Genomic DNA, 930 nt, shown 5'->3' with positions numbered 1-930 from the left:
TGCGGATTCCGACGAAGTCGCCCAGGCGTACCGATATGAAGTCGCCCGTGGATTCCGAGACGATGTCGCCCACCTTTCCGATTTGATCTCGCCCAGCGGCGAGGCGTTCTGGCCGGCTGGTTCTCTGGCATCGGTCAAGGCGCGCGGTCAATCTGGAATCGCGACTTCGACCTGTTTTTCTTCTTCTGCGGTTGCTGTGGGCATGTGGGCAACGCGATTGCGTTGTCCAAGCGCAGCGGCATGTCCACAGCGCCACGGGCTCAGGTCTTTCGGGCGGATTGCCGGGTTCGCCGCAGGCTCTCACCGGTGAGGTCGAGCCGATGGGCATTGTGGACGAGGCGATCGAGCACGGCGTCGGCATAGGTGGGATCTCCAATGAGCAGATGCCACTGGTCCACGGGGAGCTGGCTGGTGACGATGGTGGAGCGATGACCGTAGCGATCTTCGAGGATTTCCAGGAGGTCGTGACGGGCACCGGCGTCGAGCGGCTCGAGTCCCCAATCATCGAGGATCAGCAGATCGACACGGCCAAGGCCGCGCAACAGACGTGGATGGCGGCCGTCGCCGCGGGCGAGCGCCAGATCGTCGAACAGTCGCGGGACGCGCTGATAGAGCACGGAGCGATTGTCGCGACAGGCCTTGTGGCCGAGCGCCGAGGCGAGCCAACTCTTGCCAACGCCGGCCGGGCCGCAGATCAGGAGATTGACGTGGTCGTCGATCCAGCGGCCCTCGACAAGCTTAGCGAACAGCGGGCGGTCGAGACCGCGCGGGGTGCGGTAGTCGATGTCCTCGACGCACGCCTGCTGGCGCAGCTTGGCGTAGCGCAGGCGAGTGGCGAGCCGTTTGTCGTGCCGCAGCGAGGCTTCACGTTCGAGCAGCAGCGCAAGCCATTCGGTGTGACCGAGGCTTGCGGCCTCACCGGTGGCTTCG

At 65.2% G+C, this 930-nt stretch carries 1 protein-coding gene; it reads right to left on the bottom strand.

Going from position 1 to position 930, the window contains the following annotated elements; all coding sequences use genetic code 11:
• Positions 1-260: 260 nt before the first annotated feature.
• The coding region (istB, locus tag AC0L21_RS37905) for an IS21-like element helper ATPase IstB (protein ID WP_473267079.1) at positions 261-930 on the bottom strand (670 nt) is incomplete at its 5' end.

This window comes from Bradyrhizobium sp. WSM4873 (genome assembly GCF_055811355.1).
Note: the sequence above shows the minus strand (reverse complement) of the source record. Positions and strands in the feature narration are given on the sequence as shown.